The sequence below is a fragment of the Allobosea sp. 10L417 genome (assembly GCF_056395485.1).
Map to the genome: position 1 here is coordinate 820,404 of NZ_JBFTJP010000001.1, position 13,313 is coordinate 833,716.

The following is a 13,313-nucleotide window of genomic DNA, read 5'->3' on the forward strand; positions in this document are numbered from 1 at the left end:
GCGCGGGTCAGGCGACGCTGATGCGCGTCTGACCCGGCTCCGCCACGGTGATGCCGGCGGCGGTGTATTCGCCGAGCTTGTTGCGCAGGGTGCGGATCGAGATCCCCAGGATCTTGGCCGCATGCGTGCGGTTGCCCAAGCAATGGTCGAGGGTGTCGAGGATCAGTTCGCGCTCGACATCGGCGACCGTGTTCCCCACTAGCGATCGGGTCACTGCCTCCGCAGTCTGCGCAGCGCGCGCGGCGGAATCGCGCGCAGGCGCCGAAGACAGCACCTCGCCTTCCGGCGTCAGCACGGCTGTCGCTGCGATTTCCGGCCCGCTGGCGAGGAGCACCGCCCGGTGCATCGTGTTTTCCAGCTCGCGGACATTGCCGCGCCAGGCATTGCCGAGCAGCAGCTTGCGCGCATCGGCCGCGATCGGCCGCATCGGCATCCCGTTCAGATCGGCATATTTCTTCGCGAAATGCTCGGCCAGCGCCAGGATGTCGCCGGGCCGCTCGCGCAGCGCCGGCAGGCGCAGATGCACGACGTTGAGACGGTAGAGCAGATCCTCACGAAAGGCGCCCTCGCGCACCGCGTCCGCCAGGTTGCGGTTGGACGTCGCGATGATGCGGATATCGACCTTGACCGGCTGCGTGCCGCCGACGCGATCGATCATCCTCTCCTGCAGGGCGCGCAGCAGCTTCGCCTGCAGGCGCACATCCATCTCGGAGATTTCGTCGAGCAGCAGCGTGCCGCCATGCGCCTCCTCGAACTTGCCGATGCGGCGGGCGATCGCGCCGGTGAAGGCGCCCTTTTCATGGCCGAACAGCTCGGATTCGAGCAGGTTGTCGGGAATGGCCGCGCAGTTGACCGCGACGAAAGGCCGGTCCTTGCGTCCCGACTTCTGATGCAGATGGCGTGCGATCACCTCCTTGCCGGTGCCGCTCTCGCCGGTGACGAGGACCGGCGCTTCCGAACGCGCGATCTGCGAGGCCAGCTGCACGACGCGCTCCATCGCCGGGTCGCGCCAGATCAGGCTGGACTGATCGGCCGCGACCGCTTCCAGCACCGCCGCGATCAGCTCCGGATCGGGCGGCAGCGGCACGTATTCGCGTGCACCGGCCTGGATCGCGGCGACGGCGGCACGCGCATCGGTCGAGGTGCCGCAGGCGATGATCGGCGTGCGGATGCGCTCGGCTTCCAGCGCTGCGACATAGGCCGCGATCGGCTGGACAACATCGATCATCAGGAGATCGGCGCCCTTGGCGCGCAGCACCGCGAGCGTCTGGTCGAGCCCATCGGTGTGGGTCACGGCCGCTCCGTGCGACATCGCGATCTTGGCGGCGGCGATGATCTGTCCCTTGAGACCGCCGGCGATGATGAGGCGCATGGCTCAGGTCCTTCCGCTTGGAGCATCGGACCGAAAAGCGGCATCCGCTTTTCGGATGAATCCGATGCTGAGACAAAGAGATAGATCGCCACGATACGTCCGTTCGGATGCGCGGCGATCTAGCGTCACGATGGCAGGGCCGGTTCTCACCGGTCCGCCTTGATGATTTCGGTCATGGTCACGCCGAGCCGATCCTCGACGACGACGACCTCGCCGCGCGCCACCAGTCGCTCGTTGACGAAGATGTCGATCGCCTCTCCGACGCGCCGGTCGAGCTCGAGAACCGCGCCAGGCACGATCTGCAGCAGGTCGCCCACCGCGACTTTCGAGGAGCCGAGCACGGCCGAGACCGTGACCGGCACGTCGAAGACCTGTTCCAGATCTTCGGCCGTCTTGACCGGGACCGGCCCCGACCGCGCGACCGAGGTCTGGTTCTGGTCGAAGGAAAGGTCGGCCTGGTTCAGCGGCGGCAGGTTGAGGTCATTCTGCTGGCTCATGGCTCAGACTTTCATGGTTCCGCCCGGCCATGGCCGAACACGCGGGCAACCGCCTGTTCGACCAGAGCCGAAAGCTGCTGGCTGTCGAGGACGAAACCGCCCTCGGCCCATTCGATGCGCCCGTCGCCGGGCACGATGTCGGCTTGTCCGAGCACCATCAGCTTTCCGGCAAAGCCATGCTCGGCAGCGAGCTTGCGGGTCAGTTCCTCCGCCTGCTCGACCACGGCCTCGTTGACGCGCAGGACGAGATGCGGCGCTGTCCGGGCATGGCTCAAGGCTTCGCGCACGGCTCCGGCCAGCGCCGCCATCGGCTTCTCCGCCAGCGCAGCGCCCGCCAGCGCTTTCGCCGCTACGAGCGCGACATGCGCAGCATGCTCCTCGATCGCCGCGGCCCGCGCCGCTTCCTGCGCGAACAGCCGCTCGGCGGAGCGGGCAAGCTGCCCGGTCAGGCCGGCGAGTTGGGTCTGCGCCTCGCGATGCGCCTGCTCCTGCCCGGCGCGGAACCCCTCGGCGCGCGCTGCGGCGAGATCGGCTTCGCCGGCTGCCTTGCGGCCGCCTTCGCGGAAATCCGTCCCGAACATGAATTTCGTTGCGGAAACCATCTCAATACACCAGTTCGTCTTCGGAACCGCCCTTGGACAGGACGATTTCGCCCTTGTCCGCGAGATCCTTCGTCAGCTGGACCAGTTTGGTCTGGGCCTCGTCGACCTCCTTGAGCCGCAGGGGCCCCAGCCCCTCCATGTCGTCCTTCATATTCTTCGCGGCGCGCTGCGACATGGCCCCGTAGAAGAAATCGCGCATGGATTGGCTCGCGCCCTTGAGCGCGCGCGCCAGCGTGTCCTTTTCGGCCAGGCGCATCAGCGTTTGCAGGCCGGCCGGGTCGAGCTTTCCGAGGTCTTCGAAGGTGAACATCAGCGCCCGGATGCGTTCGGCCGATTCCTGGTTGGAAGCATCGAGCGCCGAGAGGAAGCGGAGCTCCGTCTGCCGGTCGAAGCCGTTGAATATCTCGGCCATCATCTCGTGCGGATCGCGCCGCCGCGTCTGGGTCAGCGTCGAGACGAACTCGGTCCGCAGGGTGTTCTCGATGTGATCGAGCGCCTCCTTCTGCACCGATTCGAGCCGCAGCATGCGTCCGACCACCTCGATCGACAGCTCGTTCGGCAGGTTGCGCAGCACGTTCGCCGAATGATCGGGCCGGATTTTCGACAGGATCACGGCGATCGTCTGCGGGTATTCGTTCTTGAGGAAGTTCGCGAGCACGACGGCATCGATATTGCCGAGCTTCTGCCACATGTTGCGGCCCGCCGGCCCGCGGATCTCCTCCATGATCAGCGCGACCTGATCGCTCGGCAGGATCTTCTCGAGCAGCGAGATCGTCCGGTCGAAGGAGCCGGTGATGGCGCCGGCGCTGGAGAGCTTGCCGACGAACTCCAGCATCAGCCGCTCGACCTCGTCGGCATCGACGGTGCCGAGCTCGGCCATGGCGCGGGTGATGATGCGGATCTCGTCGTCGTCGAATTCCTGCCAGATCTTCTTGCCGTGATCCTCGCCAAGGACGAGCAGGATAACGGCCGCGCGCTGCGGGCCGGTCATCTGGTCGATGGTGGTCGCGCCGAAGCCGCCGCCCTCGATGCCGTCAGGGAGGCCGGTGCTGCGCGTCGCGAGGGAGCGTGTCTCTGCCATGGTTCAGCGGCCCGTCACGCCGGTGACTTCTCGTGGATCCAGCTCCTGAGCACCGCGACCGAATCGGCCGGGTTCTGCGCGACCAGCGCCCCGATCTTTTCCACCGATTGTGCCTTGAGCTGCCCCTTGACCTGCGCGATGGCGAGCATCCGCTCGGACGGCATCTCGACCTCCGCCTGCAGCACCTCCCCGTCGGGACCGACCGTGGCAACGGCGCGGCCGGGCACGCCAGCCGGGTCGCCGGTCGTGCCGTCCGCGAGAACGGCACCGTTGCGCATGAAGGAGGGGATCGCGCGGACATTGCTGTTGTCGGACGCGAGGACCTGCTTCAGCAGCGGCCGCACCACGGTCATGAGCACGACCACCGTCAGCAGCGAGATCACGCTGAGCTCGACGAAGCGGACGAGATCCTCCCGGGTGAAGGACAGCAGCTGCTGCATCAGCGTCTGCTCGGTCAGGTCGTTCGGCGGAGGCGGCGCCTCGGCGAAGCGCAGGTTGACCACCTCGACCTTGTCGCCGCGGCCCTGATCGAAGCCGACGGCGGTCCGCACCAGCTCGCCGATGCGCTCGAGTTCCTCAGTGTTGCGCGGCTGATAGGCGAGCTCCCCGCCGGAGCTGCGGCTGTAGTTGCCGTCGACGAGAACGGCGACCGAGAGCTTCTTGATCCGGCCGCCTTCCAGCACCTCGGTTCGGGTCGTGCGGGAAATCTCGTAGTTCGCCACCTCCTCGTTCTTGGAGGAGTTCTCGCGCTGGGCCTGCTGCGCGCCTTGTGCCTGCTGGGCGCCCGGCAACTCGTTGCCGACTGTGACCGCGCCGTTGCCGCCTTCGTTCGTCGTCGATGCCTCGGTGCGGTTCTGGCTGGAACGCAGGACGCGGCCTTCCGGGTCGAAGCTTTCGGAGCGGCTCTCGACGCGGTTGGTGTCGAGCGCCGCGGAAACCTGCACCCGCGCCCGGCCAAAGCCGACGACGCTGGCGACGATGTCCTCGACCTGCGACTTGATGCGCTTCTCGATCGCGGTCTGGCGCTCCTCGATGCCGAGCCCGATCAGGCCCTGATCGCTCTGGGCGCCATCCGCCAGCAGGCGGCCGCGCTCGTCGACGATCGAGACACGCTCGGGCTTCAGCCCGTCCACCGCCGAGGCGACGAGGTGGCGTACCGCCCGGACCTGCGCCGCATCGAGGTCGCCCGCGAGCTTGAGCGCGATCGAGGCGCGCGGCGCCTCGCGGTCCCGCTCGAACAGCCTGCGCTCCGGAATGACGAGATGCACGCGTGCCGCCTGCACCCGGCTGATCGAGCGGATCGAGCGGGAGAGCTCGCCTTCGAGCGCGCGCAGATGGTTGATGTTCTGGACGAAGCTGGTCGAGGAGAAGGCGTCGCCCTTGTCGAATATCTCGTAGCCGACACCGCCGCCGGCCGGGATTCCCTTGCCGGCGAGATCGAGGCGCAGGCGCGGCACGTCGGCCTTCGGCACCAGCACAGTCTGGCCGTCGCCGCGCAGCTCGTACTTGATGCCCCGCGTGTCGAGATCTTTGAGGATCGCGCTGACATCCTGGCTGGAAAGATCCGTGAACAGCACGCTCATCGCCGGCTGGGACATCTTCAGCATCACGAAGCCGAAGAAGCCGACGAGCGCCAGCGTCACCGCCAGCATGGCTGCCAGCCGTGCCGCGCCGAACTTCGCAAACTGCTCGATCAGGCCGTTCACGCCGCCATCCGTTCCACAGAATCGAAAGGACGGCGCACTTGCCGACCCACTAGGCAAGTTTTTCCCAGCGCATGGTTAGCAGTCGGTTAATTTTTCGGGACGGCTCGTTAAACTTTCCACACCGACGTGCCGTGCAAACGCGAAAGGCGCCGGTCCCGATCGGACCGACGCCTTTGAAAACAAAAGAAAAAACCTGCCGCTTACTGGCGGTAATGCTGAATCCGGGTCGTCCGCAGCCCAGCGAGGCCATGCTGGTCGATTGACATCTGCCAGCTCAGGAACTCGTCGACCGTCAGCGTGTAGCGCTGGCATGCTTCTTCCAGGCTCAGCAGGCCGCCGCGCACAGCGGCCACCACCTCTGCCTTCCGCCGGATGACCCAGCGCCTTGTATTCATCGGCGGGAGGTCCGCGATCGTCAGCGGACTTCCGTCCGGTCCGATCACGTACTTCACCCGCGGTCGCAATGGCTCGGTCATGGTACTCTCACACAACTCAACAGAGCTACTGAGGGCAGCATAGAAGGCCGGCTTTAAAAATTGGCTAAAACGATCGTGTCGTATCTCCACGATTGATTCGCCCCGGCTCATTCGCTGCGCACCACGCTCTTCACCTTGTCGATCGGCACGCTGATCGAACCGATCTTCAGCATGGGGATCGAAGAGGTGAAGTCGACGCCGTCGACGATGCCGCTGATCTGCGTCTTGGCGGTGATGGACTCGCCGGCGACGTTCTTCGCGTCGATCGTGATGGTGTACTCGCCGTCCGGCGCCTTGGAGCCGATCGAGGTCGTGCCGTCCCAGCTATAGGCCTGGTCGCCCGCGACCAGCGTCTTGGTGGCGGTCTGGACGACGTTGCCCTTCGAATCCTTGATGGTGACGGTGGCCGTTCCGGCCGACGGCATGTTGACCTTCCACTCGGCCTTGCCGTCGATCAGCCGTGTGGTGGCACCATCGGCCGTGATCTTGGCGCCGATGAAGCCGACCGCGCTGGTCGCCGTGCCCGCCGCGTTCAGGCTGAGCAGCGAGCTCAGTGTTTCATTGGTCTTGAGCTGCTGTTCGACGCCGGCGAACTGGACCAGCTGCGCCGTGAACTGGTTGGTGTCGAGAGGGTCGAGTGGCGACTGGTTCTTGAGCTGCGTCGTCAGCAGCGTCAGGAACTGGTCGAAATTGTTCGCGATCCCGGTGGTCCCGCCGGAGACGTTGGTGTTGTTGGTGGTCGATGTGCCCGTCGAACTGTTTGTCCCGGAAACCGCCATGGCGCTTGTCCTTGCTCAGATGCTGAGATCGACGCCGCCGAGCCGCACGAGGCGGCGCTGCGGGGCGGGATCGTTGGAAAGGGGGGCTTCGTCAGCCCGCTCATTGCCCTGCGGCAGGCGTGGGCGCTGCGGCGCCTCGTCGTGCTGCCGGTTTTGGCGGAAGGCCGATTGATCTGACGGATCGCGCAGACTGATATCGACGCCTCCGTCGGAGGGCTTCAGACCCGCTTGCTCGAACGCGCGTTCCAGCGTGCGGGCGTCACGCTGCAGGAGATGCAGGGTTTCGACCCGGTCGACGACGAGCCTCGCGCTGACCTCGCCCTTGTCGGAGATCGACAGATTGACGTCGACGCGCCCGAGCTCATCCGGATCGAGACGGATGTCGAACTGCTTCGAACCGGACATCGCGCGCATGCCGATCTCGATCGGCACCATATGGACCGGCGTCGGCTGGCCGCCCGCGACGCCCTGACCCTGACCTTGGGCCGGCGCGGCACCGTTCGCAGCCAGATTCGGATCGAGCGGCTGGAGAAGGCGGTCATGGCCCGGCTTTCCGGGCGCCTGCTGCAGCATGGTCGAGAGATCGAGCGGGCCCAGGGCCTGCTGCAAGCCGTCGAGCAGCTTCGGATCGGCCGCCGCCGGCGCCGCCTCTGCCTTCGTGGGGGCGCCGGCGATGGCCTTCTCGGCCGTACCCTTGGTCTCGGTCACCTGATCTGTCTTGGGAATTGCCTTGCCGTCCACGGACGCCGCATCCTCGGGCGCAACGGTTTCGGCGGCTTTCGCCGCCTTCGCGTCGACCTTGGCAAATCCGGGAAGTGGCAGCGGCGTCGCCTGAGGCTTCGCTCCATCGCCCACGGCGACGGCGGATCCATTGGCAGGCGGAGAGACGTCTCCACCGGCAGCGGAGGCCGAAACCGGCACGAGCAGTACCATCATCGCGACGGGATGAGGTGGCTGGGCTATGGCCTTGGCCTGCTCCGCGCCCGACGCCTGGCTCGCCACGTCGGCTTCGCCGTCATCCGTCTTGGCCTTGGCCGGCTTCTCGCTTTCGGCGGATTTCGCCTGGCCGTCGGCCTTCGGCTTTCCCTCGCCGTCCTGAACCGCGGCGGCTTCGGCCTGAGCCGCCGCCATCGCGATCAGGAAATCGATCCCTGTGGCCGCAGCAGGAGCTTCGGGCTGCGTTCCCGCCTGTTGGGGCTTGGACGGCTTGGCGACGACTTCGCCCGACTTCACGACAAGCTCGCCCTTCCCGTCCGCTGGCGCCGAAATCTTCTCGGCTTGGGAGCCAGCAGCCGCGGCAACAGCCTCCTCGACCGCGCCGGCCTGGTCGGTTGTCTTGCTGGCGATGCCCTTCCCCGCCGCTGCGTCGCTCCCCTCCTGCACCTCGGGCAAGGAAAAGGCATCGCTCTCCCCGCCCTCGGCGCGGCGGCGCGAAGCTGGAGCGTCCGACGCTCGCTGATTGGTGAAGACGGGCTGGATCGACATGAACGGTTCCGCGGCGCGGGCAACAACGCACCCGCCCGTCGCCAGCAAGTTGCACGCCAGAACAGAGACGTTATAAATCAATGCGTTAGAATGTCTTATCGGGACTGCGGCGGCAAGAACCGCCGGCATGAAAGCCGAAGGCCGGCAGGATTTGCCGATCCCGCTGGCAGCAGCCGGCCAAAGCCGGTATAGAGCCGGCAGACGCGCAAATGCCGATCTTCCGAGCCACGGACGCCTCCACAGACGATGACCACGCCCCGCAACTCACTCGACATCGCCAAGCCGCCAGCGGCCACGCGCGTCGTTGCGGCGATGTCGGGCGGCGTCGATTCCTCGGTGGTGGCAGCCCTGCTCAAGCGCGAGGGCTACGATGTCATCGGCGTCACGCTGCAGCTCTACGATCACGGCGCCGCCGTCCACCGCGCCGGAGCCTGCTGCGCCGGGCAGGACATCCATGACGCCCGCCGCGTCGCCGAGGCGATCGGCATCCCGCATTATGTCCTCGACTATGAGAGCCGTTTCCGCGACGCCGTCATCGAGCGCTTCGCCGAGAGCTATCTTGCCGGCGAAACTCCGATCCCCTGCGTCGAGTGCAACCGCACCGTCAAGTTCCGCGACTTGCTCGATCTCGCCAAGGAGCTCGGCGCCGATGCGCTGGCGACGGGGCACTATGTCGTCAGCCGCGACCTCGGCAACGGCCATCGCGGCCTGTTCCGCGCCGCCGACGCCAGCCGGGACCAGAGCTATTTCCTCTATGCCACGACGCAGGAGCAGCTCGACCTGCTGCGCTTCCCGCTCGGCCATATCGACAAAACGCAGACCCGCGCGCTCGCGGCCGAGCTCGGCCTCGCCATCGCCGACAAGCCCGACAGCCAGGACATCTGCTTCGTCCCGAACGGCCGCTATGCCGATGTCATCGAGCGGCTGAAGCCCGGCGCCGCCCGGCCCGGCGACATCGTCCATCTCGACGGGCGCGTGCTCGGCCATCACGAGGGCGTGCTCCACTATACCGTCGGCCAGCGCAAGGGCCTGCGGCTCAGCGCGACCGAGCCGCTCTATGTGCTGCGTCTCGATGCCGACACCGCGCGCGTCATCGTCGGCCCGCGCGAGGCGCTGAGCGTGCGCGAAGTTCGCCTGCGCGATCTCAACTGGCTCGGCGAAACCGCGCTCGACGATCTGCCGCCCGAGGGACTCGAGGTCGCCGTGCGCGTCCGCTCGACCCGCGCACCGCGTGAAGCTCGTCTCTTCCGCGACGCGGAAGGCCTGCGCATCGAGCTTGCCGGCGACGAGGAAGGCGTCTCGCCCGGCCAGGCCTGCGTGATCTACGCCGATGCCGGCCCTGGCTCGCGCGTTCTCGGCGGCGGCACCATCCTGCGCCGGCCGCTCGCCATGTCGGCCACCGCCTCGCCCGCGGCGCTCGCCCTGTCCTGACGGGCTCAGCTTCTCTGCTCGGATTCCTGCCATGCCGGTGACCTACGACCTCGACGGCCAGAAGCGCGTCTACGCGACCTGGGCCAAGTTCTACGACCGGATCTATCAGCGCATGCTGGCGCGCCCGCAGCGCGAGGCGGTCGAGGCGGCCTGCGCATGCGGACGGGATATCCTGGAAATAGGTGTCGGAACCGGCCTCACCCTGTCCTATTTTACCCCTGAAACGCGCGTCCTCGGCGCGGATCTCTCGCTCGACATGCTCAAAGTGGCCCATCGCAAGGTCGCCAGCCAGAATCTGCGGCATGTCCGCGGGCTGATGGTGATGGATGCCTGCCGCCTCGGTTTCGACGACGAGCGCTTCGATGCCGTGACCGCGCAATTCGTCATCACGCTCGTACCGGATCCCGAGCAGGCGCTGACCGAGATGGACCGCGTCCTGAAGCCGGGCGGAGAGATCGTCATCTCGAGCCGCCTCGTCGATGATGGCGGCCTCCTCGCGCCGTTCTGGAGCGCCGTCGCGCCGCTCTCGAAGGCGATCGGCTGGAGCTCCGACTTCAAGGTAAGCCGCCTGACGGACTGGGCGAAGGCGACGGGCCGCTACGAAACCGTCCATGTCGGGCGCGGCTATTTCAAGGTTGTTCGCCTGCGCAAGCTCGTCTCTGCTGATAAGTCGCGATCGAAGGCTTGACGCGGCCATATCGCGACGCCTATATCGCGCCTCGACGACGGGCCGGCCCAGCCGGCTACGATGTCCGTGGCGGGGTAGCTCAGCTGGTTAGAGCAGCGGAATCATAATCCGCGTGTCGGGGGTTCAAGTCCCTCTCCCGCTACCACAACATCATAAGTGATTGAGATCACTTATTGTTTCGCAAGTCCGCGCCTTCAGACCGCTCCCGCTCGGCCTCGCGAGCACATGAGAGCGTTGGGTGGCGGCTTGCGACCTGTTAGCGACATTAGCTGGCCGAAAAAGTCCGCACCCTTTCGGAGACCGGGCGTCCTGGGAAATCATCGCTGTTGTCAAGCGTTTGGTGGCAGAGTTCAATCTGTAGGCCCACGCCAGGAGAAACAGCATGAAGATGCTTGCCGTTACCGTGTGCTGCGCGTTCCTCGCCGGGTGCGCAACCTATGTCCCGCCTCAGCAGGGCTCCGCGGTCCTGGTCACTCGCGACAGCATGCGCACCTATCGGCCACTCCCTCGCGAAGAACGCCAAGTGTCCCTGTGCACCATGTCTGAGAAAACGAAGGCCGTCCTTTGCCGCTAGGCGCCGCGACCGCCCGGAATCAGAAAGGTGTAGTTGCGGCGAGGCCGCTGACGGGCAGATTCCCCGTCAGCGCTGTTTAGGGCCTAGTCAACGCTTAGCCGCTTTTTGGTCAACGCGGATGGGGGGGCGGAGACTTTCCGACCGCTTTCGACCCTTAGCGGTCATTCAAGCCGCTAGGCCCACATGCGCTGCGCTCGCAAAGTGAAGCGGTTTTGTTCTGCTTGGGGGGCCGCGCTGAGACGATCTCCCGCTAGAAAATTCTCCTAAGCTATTGAAATAGATTATGTTTTGGCAGTATTTCTGATACTCATGGCGCTGCCATTCCACTCGGCGGAAATCAGAGTGCCCGGTGCGTCTGCTTTCGACCCGTTGCAGACCTTGGATTGAATTGGCAGAGAATGCCGATCCGGCTAGCGCAAGCCGTGAAAACCGGTTGGGATCAAGGAACAGATGGCCAAGAAGGGAAGCGGAAGCTCAACGGCTGATCGGTTCACCGCAATTCCCTTCTGGTTGTGCCTTCTGTGTTTTCTGCTGGTCGCGTTCAGCCACGAGCTGGAGAGGATATTCAACCTCTGGCTGTTGATTGTTCCTCTTCTGCTTCTTCCTCTTGGCCTCCTTCTTCTGACACTCACGTCGAGTATCATTTGGAACGCCATGGGGGGCCGTTGGCGCCGCGCGGTCTCGGCGGTGATCGCCCCCTTTGCGGCAGCCGCTCCACTGGTCGTGTGTTATCAACTTGGCATCACGCCAACTTGGCTGCGTTTCCAACTCTCGCGAACCCATTTCGAGCGGGAGGTTGCGCTTGCAGCGGCGACAGATGGTGCGCCGCGTATCAGAGCTTTTGCTTGGGGCGAGACAGGCGGGGCCGCTGTCGCGAATATATTTGACACTCTCGTTGTTGATGAGAGCGATGAGATCGGCTTGCCCCCCGAACGGCGCTCAGCAGCTTGGGTGGAGCGTGCTCAGCATCAGCCTCAGTTGTACTCTATCCTGCGAGAGCAAGGGGCCCCCACCGTTCAGCCAATGTCACGCCACTGGTACGTGGTAACGCAGCTTTACCAGTGACCGCTTACGACCCGTTGTGGTCATTCGTCTTCGCCTTGGCGAAGAAGAGCATCAAGGTCATCGGGTTTCATGCGCTTTGCCGCGACCTCGATTTTGCGGTCATACCTTCTGTCGTTTGGTTCCACACCTCGTTGAGCTTTACGTGCGTAAAGCTGGACGAATTTCTGAACTTCGGCCGCTTTGCGTTCGACTGACTTCGGGGTGCGCGCCATGCCTTCACTCTCCTGGGTCGAACCTTCTTACCGTTACGAGTTTCAACTTCTGGTTACGCCCCATTGCGGACGGGGGCTCCGAGCGGGTAGTCAAGCGGCATGACGGACGCAATCTTGACACTGGAGCACATGGACACGGAAGTCGTGTTCTATCACCAAGCAGACGAGCGGGCCTTTTTCGAATGGCTAGAGCGTATCCCGTGTGTCGCAAGCGTTAAAGGCGAAGGCGTTAGAGGGTTGGTTGTTCGACTAAAGCGAAGGCCGGGCCAGGACGATCTGAGACAGCTTGTGTCCCTTGCTCATCGATACAACCTCGATATGCGCAAGTTTGCGAAGTTCGAGACGGACGCAAACAGGGTGTGGTTCCGCGATCCGAGTGCGTATTGGTTCAATGGCGTCTTCGGTTCGCCCGACTGAATAACCGCTTCCAACCCGTTAGAGACTTCGGCCACCCAACCGGCGACGACGCTCTCGAAACCACCCCCACAGCAACACCGCGCCGCAACTTGCCACGAGCGCATACGGCGCTGCTTTGCCAACCATCTGCTTTAAAATCGGATAAACGACCCACCCGACTATCGGAAATACAACGAAATAAAGCCAGAAAATCTGGCTACAGCCGATATTCCGGCGATAGACCGGCAGCGGTGCATCCTCGCGATCGGCCACAATATCCTCCAACCGGTGGAGCCTCAGATATCGCCGGTTCCTGCACAAGCAGCAACGACCGCTTTCGACCCGCTGCGGCCGTTCGCAAAAGCTCTTCGATCCCTTGCAGGGGCAGCGAATTCGCGCAATCTAGAGGTGAGGACCAAATTCAATACAGCCACGGATGCGGATATGCTTAGGTCCACCTGTTACCTTGCGTTGGCGCTAGTGGGGCTGTGTATTCAATCGGCATATGCTCGCGAACAGCGATATTGTAGACCAATGGTAAAAGGTCTTAGGTATGACCCCGAAAAATTGATATCGAGATTTGCTGAACACTGCAAATCTGGGGACATCATTGCAATAGACCGACCTGATTGGGCCGCCCGGTTGTGTGATTTTACTAAACCTTTCGTTAGCGTAGGGACTGCCAACACGCTCGTGTGCACTATGGCAGCACGCGAGCGTTTGCTGCGGCTTCCAAAAGACGGCGAGCCCGCTCCTTGATCGTCGATGGCGGCTGCCGACCCATAGCAGCCGATTGAGCCGCCGGCCCCACGCGCGCCACACTCGCAAAGAAAAACGGCGCACGATCTGTTCTCCTGGTGCGAGCACCCCGAGACGGTCTCGTGCTGCCAACACCCCTCGGTTGTTTCTGGACCGATAAGTGATTGCCGCCGAACCGCTGATCACTCAG

Annotated in this window: 12 protein-coding genes and 1 tRNA gene; 4 read left to right on the forward strand and 9 right to left on the reverse strand. The window is 64.5% G+C overall.

Annotated features, from left to right (window positions below; genetic code table 11):
• Nucleotides 1-7: 7 nt before the first annotated feature.
• The 8 genes from flbD to AC1DE3_RS04210 form a co-directional block, all read right to left on the reverse strand.
• Complete coding sequence (gene flbD, locus AC1DE3_RS04175; protein WP_476778809.1) at nt 8-1,372, reverse strand: sigma-54-dependent transcriptional regulator FlbD; 1,365 nt, start codon at nt 1,370-1,372, stop codon at nt 8-10.
• Between the two features lie 146 nt (nt 1,373-1,518).
• On the reverse strand, nt 1,519-1,869 hold the full coding sequence (gene fliN, locus AC1DE3_RS04180) for a flagellar motor switch protein FliN (RefSeq protein WP_441511915.1): 351 nt from the start codon (nt 1,867-1,869) through the stop codon (nt 1,519-1,521).
• 11 nt (nt 1,870-1,880) lie between these two features.
• Nucleotides 1,881-2,450 (reverse strand): FliH/SctL family protein, encoded by a 570-nt coding sequence (locus AC1DE3_RS04185; RefSeq protein ID WP_476796153.1) that lies wholly within the window; start codon nt 2,448-2,450, stop codon nt 1,881-1,883.
• 22 nt (nt 2,451-2,472) lie between these two features.
• Nucleotides 2,473-3,462 carry a flagellar motor switch protein FliG gene (gene fliG, locus AC1DE3_RS04190; RefSeq protein WP_441512213.1) on the reverse strand — a complete coding sequence of 330 codons (990 nt, stop codon included), beginning with the start codon at nt 3,460-3,462 and terminating at the stop codon, nt 2,473-2,475.
• 104 nt (nt 3,463-3,566) lie between these two features.
• Nucleotides 3,567-5,258, reverse strand: coding sequence for a flagellar basal-body MS-ring/collar protein FliF (gene fliF, locus AC1DE3_RS04195; RefSeq protein WP_441511913.1), 1,692 nt, complete (start codon nt 5,256-5,258; stop codon nt 3,567-3,569).
• 200 nt (nt 5,259-5,458) lie between these two features.
• Nucleotides 5,459-5,734, reverse strand: a complete 276-nt coding sequence (gene sciP / locus AC1DE3_RS04200; RefSeq protein ID WP_038359348.1) for a CtrA inhibitor SciP — start codon at nt 5,732-5,734, stop codon at nt 5,459-5,461.
• Nucleotides 5,735-5,841: 107 nt separating this feature from the next.
• The gene (locus AC1DE3_RS04205) at nt 5,842-6,513 is read right to left on the reverse strand and encodes a flagellar hook assembly protein FlgD (protein WP_476778807.1); all 672 of its coding nucleotides are present in this window, start codon (nt 6,511-6,513) and stop codon (nt 5,842-5,844) included.
• 15 nt (nt 6,514-6,528) lie between these two features.
• Nucleotides 6,529-7,998 (reverse strand): flagellar hook-length control protein FliK, encoded by a 1,470-nt coding sequence (locus AC1DE3_RS04210; protein ID WP_476778806.1) that lies wholly within the window; start codon nt 7,996-7,998, stop codon nt 6,529-6,531.
• A gap of 246 nt (nt 7,999-8,244) precedes the next feature.
• Here AC1DE3_RS04210 and mnmA point away from each other — a divergent pair, with 246 nt between their 5' ends.
• The 4 genes from mnmA to AC1DE3_RS04230 all read left to right on the forward strand — a co-directional run bounded on the left by mnmA (nt 8,245) and on the right by AC1DE3_RS04230 (nt 11,756).
• Nucleotides 8,245-9,429 carry a tRNA 2-thiouridine(34) synthase MnmA gene (gene mnmA / locus AC1DE3_RS04215; protein WP_476778805.1) on the forward strand — a complete coding sequence of 395 codons (1,185 nt, stop codon included), beginning with the start codon at nt 8,245-8,247 and terminating at the stop codon, nt 9,427-9,429.
• Between the two features lie 31 nt (nt 9,430-9,460).
• Nucleotides 9,461-10,117: a class I SAM-dependent methyltransferase gene (locus tag AC1DE3_RS04220; RefSeq protein WP_441511909.1), complete on the forward strand. Its 657-nt coding sequence runs from the start codon at nt 9,461-9,463 to the stop codon at nt 10,115-10,117.
• Nucleotides 10,118-10,185: 68 nt separating this feature from the next.
• Nucleotides 10,186-10,262 (forward strand) — tRNA-Met (locus AC1DE3_RS04225).
• Between the two features lie 879 nt (nt 10,263-11,141).
• A complete protein-coding gene (locus tag AC1DE3_RS04230) occupies nt 11,142-11,756 on the forward strand; it encodes a hypothetical protein (RefSeq protein ID WP_476778804.1) in 615 nt (204 codons plus the stop codon).
• A gap of 20 nt (nt 11,757-11,776) precedes the next feature.
• Here AC1DE3_RS04230 and AC1DE3_RS04235 read toward each other — a convergent pair whose 3' ends face one another.
• Nucleotides 11,777-11,968, reverse strand: coding sequence for a hypothetical protein (locus AC1DE3_RS04235; protein WP_372687814.1), 192 nt, complete (start codon nt 11,966-11,968; stop codon nt 11,777-11,779).
• Between the last annotated feature and the right edge of the window lie 1,345 nt (nt 11,969-13,313).